Source organism: Collinsella aerofaciens (assembly GCF_040920445.1).
Taxonomy (GTDB): domain Bacteria; phylum Actinomycetota; class Coriobacteriia; order Coriobacteriales; family Coriobacteriaceae; genus Collinsella; species Collinsella aerofaciens_BH.
Genome location: NZ_JBCOTQ010000078.1, coordinates 1 through 6,504, shown reverse-complemented (window position 1 = coordinate 6,504; position 6,504 = coordinate 1). Strand labels below are relative to the sequence as shown.

Annotated in this window: 5 protein-coding genes; 3 read left to right on the top strand and 2 right to left on the bottom strand. The window is 52.8% G+C overall.

Translation table 11 applies throughout. The features are described from left to right. Window positions 1-52 precede the first annotated feature (52 nt). Together AB5405_RS09380 and AB5405_RS09375 are read right to left on the bottom strand one after the other, a co-directional pair. Window positions 53-241 (bottom strand): hypothetical protein, encoded by a 189-nt coding sequence (locus tag AB5405_RS09380; RefSeq protein ID WP_368138293.1) that lies wholly within the window; start codon window positions 239-241, stop codon window positions 53-55. Window positions 242-1,208: 967 nt separating this feature from the next. Further along, window positions 1,209-1,424, bottom strand: coding sequence for a transposase (locus tag AB5405_RS09375; RefSeq protein ID WP_368138292.1), 216 nt, complete (start codon window positions 1,422-1,424; stop codon window positions 1,209-1,211). Between the two features lie 69 nt (window positions 1,425-1,493). On the opposite strand from AB5405_RS09375, the gene AB5405_RS09370 reads away from it, so the two are divergent. The 3 genes from AB5405_RS09370 (at window position 1,494) to AB5405_RS09360 (ending at window position 5,343) form a co-directional block, all read left to right on the top strand. After that, complete coding sequence (locus AB5405_RS09370; RefSeq protein ID WP_195362215.1) at window positions 1,494-2,759, top strand: ATP-binding protein; 1,266 nt, start codon at window positions 1,494-1,496, stop codon at window positions 2,757-2,759. A gap of 863 nt (window positions 2,760-3,622) precedes the next feature. Further along, entirely contained in the window at window positions 3,623-4,147 is a 525-nt protein-coding gene (locus AB5405_RS09365; protein ID WP_368138291.1) for a plasmid mobilization protein, read from the top strand. Continuing rightward, window positions 4,144-5,343: a relaxase family protein gene (locus tag AB5405_RS09360; RefSeq protein WP_368138290.1), complete on the top strand. Its 1,200-nt coding sequence runs from the start codon at window positions 4,144-4,146 to the stop codon at window positions 5,341-5,343. Before AB5405_RS09365 ends, AB5405_RS09360 begins: the two co-directional genes overlap by 4 nt. Window positions 5,344-6,504 lie beyond the last annotated feature (1,161 nt).

Below are 6,504 nucleotides of genomic sequence, written 5' to 3'. Positions count from 1 at the left end.
ATCATCGCGGTCTACGGGGTCAACGATATGGCACCGTGGGGACACATGTATGTCAATCCTGGTCTAACAGAGCCTTTGAAAAAGTCTTTTCTTCTTCGAGGAACTTACGCTGAAAGTCAATAACGTGAGTTGAAAATCCCGCTGCTTCAGAAACGGCCCTTAGATTCAAGATGGCCAGATTATCAACAAGGGTCTTCCTGTAGTGATTCACCGGATTGATCAGAGTGAAATCAACCTTCAACTTGAGCTCCTTTCTTTCGGGCGAATAGGAATCGCCTCCGTCACATTAAACGGAGGCGATTGTGTTATCAGACCTTAGCAGCGGCGCTGTATAACCTGATCAACATCAATGCCGAAGTCCAGAAGTTCTTCAACAGTGATCTCGATGTCGGAAGCCGATTTATCGCTGGCCAGCTCGATTTCCTCTTTCTCCATTTTCGTCACCTCCTTTTCATGTATGAGTTAAAAAACTAGTGGCTTTCTGGAAACAGCCAGGATCAATGCTAAACGATGATTTTAGATTCAACGTCGGGACCGGTTGCTTTTATGAATATGATGCCAATGCACGAACAAAAGCAGTTAGCCTTTTCAGCACTGTTGCGGCTTATGCAATCACATGAGTCCTAGGCCCTTTCGACACCACCTGTATTGCGAATCAGCACCGCTGCCTTCCCGACTGAATATTGCCGTCAGGCACCGCTATTAAATGCATCTCCAGGCACCCCGTTACACTCGTGCCGCCATGCGGTCGACTGAACGAGGAGGTTCAACATAGACGCGATCTGGGCCGACATGGGAGAGACCATCATGCGGCAGCGCTGCAGATGGAGCGCTAGCAATAAAAGGGCACAGGGACCAGCGTCTGCCAGATGCCCGCACGCGATAACGGCGGTGCTGTTACGCGATATTCAGCAGTGCTTAAGCTAGCAGATACTCAATCACACGCATGGCAGGGGTAACAGCACGGGTGTTCCTATAGTTTTGTCAACCGGGGAATGTCGTTCGCGAGATCGAATCGCGAAATGCTGACGCCAGGCCTTTCGACCGGCGGACTCCAGCCTGTTCGGAGTGCTGTGCTTCGACTAGGTGGCTTAGGGCACCCTGTCCCGTATGATCGCGTAGGTGACCTTCAACCTCTTTCGCGTCAGCGCTTTGAGTGCCTTGCCGTGCGGTATGCCTCGTTCTCGGCACCTGGCGTAGTGGTCGCCTCATCTTCCCTCTGTCCGGGCAAGGCAGTTGCACGAGAATATGAGCAGGTTCTTCAGCCTTTTGTTGCCTTGGCGCGATGCCGTCACCGAGGAGATCGAGGTCTCCGACTGGCGGTTGTGCGGCGCCAGGCCGCAGTACGACGCGAGCCTGTCGTGGCTTGACTCGGCATGTTTAATCTGTTTCGTTAACTGAAATGCGTAAATCTGGTTAATCAAAAAAGCAAAATCTGGTTAAATGGAAACGGTAAATTTAGTTAAACGCGCTGGTAATCAATGGTGAAAAACATGCCAAAAAAGTACTACACTCGAATTATCGAAAATGAGCTCGATCAGATGCTAGGGATATTCGGTGCCGTTCTCATCGAAGGACCGAAATGGTGTGGAAAGACAACCACAGCCGGGACTCGTGCGGCGTCCAGGCTCCTTCTCATGGATCCGTCGCGCAACTTCGAGAATCGTTTGCGCGCCGAGACGGACCCGGCGCTTGCCGTTTCCGGCGAGGTGCCGCGGCTAATCGACGAATGGCAGGAGGTTCCGAAACTTTGGGACGCGGCACGGTTTGAGTGCGACAACCGCGGCGGCGAGCCTGGCCAGTTCATATTTACGGGGTCGGCGACACCGCGAGACAATGAGCGGCCGATGCACAGTGGTGCTGGAAGGTTCGCTAAATTGCGCATGGATACCATGACGCTTTTCGAACTTGGGAAATCTAGCGGTGCGGTTAAGCTGTCGAGCATTATTTCTGGCGAAAAGTTCAATGGCGCTTTCGGGTCGTTGGATTCTGCCTCGATTGCCGAGTGCGTTGTTCGCGGCGGATGGCCCGCGGCGGTCGGGCGCGATGTGCTGGCTGCGTCGGCGATGGCAAAACGTTATATCGGCATAGTTGCCGAAGAAGATTTGTCTCGTGTTGATGGCTCTCGACGCGATCCCGAAAAGGTCAAAGCTGTTATCGAATCGCTTGCGCGCAATGAATCCACTTTGGCGACACTCAAGACGCTCGTAGCTGATCTTGGTGGAGAGGTATCGAGACAAACGGCGGCATCGTATATATCTCTTCTCGCTCGGGTCAGCTTCGTTCGCGATATTCCCGCATGGAATCCAGCAATGAGATCTCCGGTGCACTTAAGAGAATCAAAGAAGCATCATCTTGCTGACCCGTCACTTGCGGCCGCTGCACTCGGGGCGACTCCGGAGACCTTGCTGCTAGATTTCAAGACGCTTGGACTACTTTTTGAATCGCTGGCACTTCATGATTTGTGGGTTTATGCACGAGCAAACGGAATGAGTCTCTATCACTATCACGATTCTCGTGATCTAGAGGTCGATGCAGTCATTGCGGCTCCTGGTGGGACCTGGATCCCGGTCGAAGTTAAACTCAGCTCTGCTCAAATAGAAGAGGCATCTGACAATCTTGTTGCTGTCGAGGAACGTATGGTTGCTGCTGGAAACACCCCGCCGGTTTCTAAAGTTGCAATCATTGGATTTGGTTCACAAGCCTATGTTACCGACCGCGGCGTCCAAGTTGTTCCGTTGGATGTGCTCGCGCCGTAATGCTGTGGGCGAAGTGAAATTAACGCCGCAGTCTTTAGATCTGGTTTCTGAGATCTAAAACGCGAAACTCAAAATATCATCAGCTTGATTTTCGGCCGATCCGAATCGCGCCCGCGCAAAAGTCAAAGCGACTCGCGCGGGCGTTTCGTTTTTCATTTCGGATTTCAAATTGATTCAAAACAAAACGGGAGTTTTGAAAATCGATAGCGACCGGAGGGAGCAATCATAGGCGGCTTGGCCGCCGCATGAAAATCGAATCGTTAATCCGAACCGTAATTCAAATCGCGTTACCTTTCGACAATCCAACAACGCTACGAGTCTCACCAAAGACTCTCCGCGTCATTGAAATGTCGAAAGCTGCCTCAACTTTTTCGCTGGCGTTACGAAAAACATTCGACAAAGTCGAAGGTTTGCGTCGCGGGCGCCGCAAACCCGCTGCGCGGTGATGCAAATACTCGGCATCCCTCGCATTCGCATCACCGCTTCGCTCTCGCTACAGCGAATCTCTAACACTCAGCATCCTTCGCGTTAAAAATTCGCTTCCGCTCACGGTCTTCATGCAGTTACAACGCCGCGAGGCCTCTCGCTTGGAATGAGGCCTCTCATTCCACGTCTACACTGCGTTTCGCCCAATCCCCGTTCCGGAGATTGCAAGATGGGTGTGGGTGGCAACAAATGGGCCATACGGGCCATTTGTTTTCCCACACATCTTGCTTTACCACCTCTCACGGCGGTAAAGTTTTCGCGAGACGTTTTCAAATCGCGTCGGCGATTTTTAAGCACTCGAAAAGGAAAGCGAATCGAATAGCTGGTTTTGCACCGGAGGCCTCTCCGGTGTGCGGTTCATTTTCGAGGAGCTGTCCGTGAGTACGAAACGTCCGTTCACAGTCAAGGCAACGCTGAGTGAAGAAGAAAAGAAAACGCTTGTTACGTTTTCCAAAAAGGCCCAAATGTCTGAGGCCGAACTGATTAGGTATTTCCTGCGTCCCGATGACGCGGTGACTCGCGGGGTCGATCTGACTGAAGACGAAGAGCGAACTGAGATGATTCGCATCCGGGTTTCGCCAAGTGAGAAAAAATCCATTGAGAATCGCGCTTCTGAACTCGGCGTGTCGATGTCGGCCTTCATGCGTCGCACTGCTCTTGTCGGGAGAGTCGAGAAAATCGATGTCGATCGGGCGTCGATCGACAAAATCTATCACGAGCTTTTGAAGGAAGGAACGAATCTCAATCAGCTCATGTACTTTTTGAACGCCCAAGGGCTTCCCGCGTACAACGAGAAAGCTGTTTTTCGAACACTTGAGAAGGTTTATCAAGTTGGGCGTAAGCTAGACCGTTTCATCGACGAGCTTGAAAAGCGCTATTTCGTCGGTGGTGATGTGAAGTGACTGTTATCAAACAGAAAAGAGTGTCGAGTGAGCGCTATGCAAAGAATGTTCGTAAATACATCAACGGAAAAGATGCGATTGTGCGTGGTGGCTGGAACATCGAATGGAGCGACCACTGGTTTTCGAAAATGGATAGAATCAGAAAGGTTTTCCATCACGACAAACCGTCGAGAGCCGGAGTCAAAAACGTAATCATGCTTCATCAGATTCTCGCGTTTCTGCCCGAGGAGTGCAGCTGCAACGGAGGCAAGATGACCCCCGATGCATGTTTGGCCTACGCGGAGCAATGGCTTGCGAAGCACTATCCGCATCAACAAGTGATTCTCGCGTTGCATGAGGAAAGCGATAAGGCGGGAAAACGCTACGCGGTCCATATGGCGATCAACCGTACCGATTTGCTGACCGGCAAACGTTGCGAGACTGGTGGGCGTCGCGGAAAATTCGAACGCGCTTCATGGGTTCGTGAAATGGACAAGGCCTGGAATCTTACTCAACTTGAAAAAGGTAAGAGAAATTCAAAGATTCGAGATCGTCAGCCGCGCGATATTGAAAAGGAGATTGTCGATCGGGGAGAGTACAGTTATAAAAACAATCTGCGCGAGCTGATCCATATTGCAATCGACGACTACCACCCGAAGAATATGGAGCAGTTCAAAAAATTACTTGCCTCGTGGGGCGTAGACATTTTCATCAAGAACAATCGAGTCTATGCGACAGATCTCGATATCAAAGAGGCCGGTAATCCAAAATGTACCTTCAACTTGACCCGTCTCGACGGGCGGTTCGCGTTGAAGTCGTTGCAGACGGCTTTCGGAAATAACGTGTTGGAAGCCGAGCGAGCCCTTCCATACGAGAAACGTTGTGAGATTTACATCAAGCGTCTCAAGAAAGCATACTCGGCATGGGTCGAGCAGGCGAAAGCGAGCAAGGGCGTCTCCTACAATTCGTTTCCTAAATTCATTGCACCGAAGTGTGATGAAGATCTGCTCGAAGATCCCGCCGTACGTGATGAGCTTCTTGCCCGGCGCGGTTACGCAAGGGAGATTCGCAACCGTTACGCCGGCGGCGTTGTCGATGCCGGCGACGACCGCGTTCGCGCCGCCGGCCAGGCGCACAGCGGTAGCGCCGTGTTGCGACAGATGGACGATCGCGTCGTCGATCGCGGCGATTACGCTCGCGGCGACACGCCTCGCTAGCCTCGAACTGCCTATCGGGGCGGAGTAAAGCGCTCATGCCCCGGTAGAGCGGTGAGGCATGAGTTACTGAGGTATACTATAGTTTCCGCAGGTAGAGGCATAAAAAAATGGCAACCCGCCCGCCGAAAAGACGGGCGGGCGTGATACCATCAAGATTGTGCTCGGGTGCTACCAACGCCTCCGCACGGTGTAGAGGCGAGCTACCAACTCGCGTTTCTACTTGCCAGTTGTGCTAAAAACGCAAACAGCACTCCTGGCACATCCAATGATAGCAGGGACCCGCAGGTCACGCTATGGATGACAGTTAGAAAACGCAAATGGGAGCCGGCTCGCACGGCTCCCGTTTTTTATGGGAGCGGACATATGCCGTTCCCGGTCGGCACGGGTTTAAGACCCGTTCAAAAAGGTAGCCAAGGGCTCGAATAATCGGAGACTGAGCTGTACAGGTTCATTGTCCCGTCTCTACGGAGACTTCGACGGGGGTAGTGCCCTCCATGTGACCCCTGCGCCGCCTCGGCCCTTCTGGGCGGAGACGGCGTGCCGGATTCAGAGCGATTGTCCTGCTGGAAAACTGCAGGAAAGTAGGCGAACAGCCGAAGATCAGGAGTTGGTTGGATAGCCGTGTGGCAACACACGTGTCGCGGTGATAAGCCGCAACGTCAAGCAAAGAGGATCACGATGAGCATGCAGCCGTGACGGATTCTGAGCCCAACCCCGGGTTCCGCCATGTACGGGGGTGCCGGTGAGGACGGCCGGCGCGTTAAAACGAACGGTCCGGATGCATGGGCGTAGCCATGCGGAGTCCCGCGAGATCGTCGAGCAAAAGGCCAAGGGGCGGGTGAGGCTTTCCCAGCTGCAATGCTGGTTTCGAAGATTTAGGGAGGGTCCACGATTGTGCCCGGACTCTGTGGATGCTCCACCGCCTAACAATTCAACCACCAAGCTAATTAGACCTCGCGACCAGTTATTACAATCAGCAAGTCATCAGCGCGAGGCGTGCCAACCGTCAGCCCTCAGCGCCGGCGTCGCTTCGCTCCCCGGGCGATGTAAATAAGAGATATATAAGTCAGCGAGCTTCGCGAGCGGATCATAGGTGCCGTCAGGCACCGCATCAAAAGCGATTCGCAATCATTTCGGAATACATGTCGCTGGCGATGAGTG

What these genes read in the sequence shown, in the direction of transcription:
- AB5405_RS09370 (WP_195362215.1), top strand. Translation starts at nt 1,494, where the DNA reads ATGCCAAAAAAGTACTACACTCGAATTATCGAAAATGAGCTCGATCAG.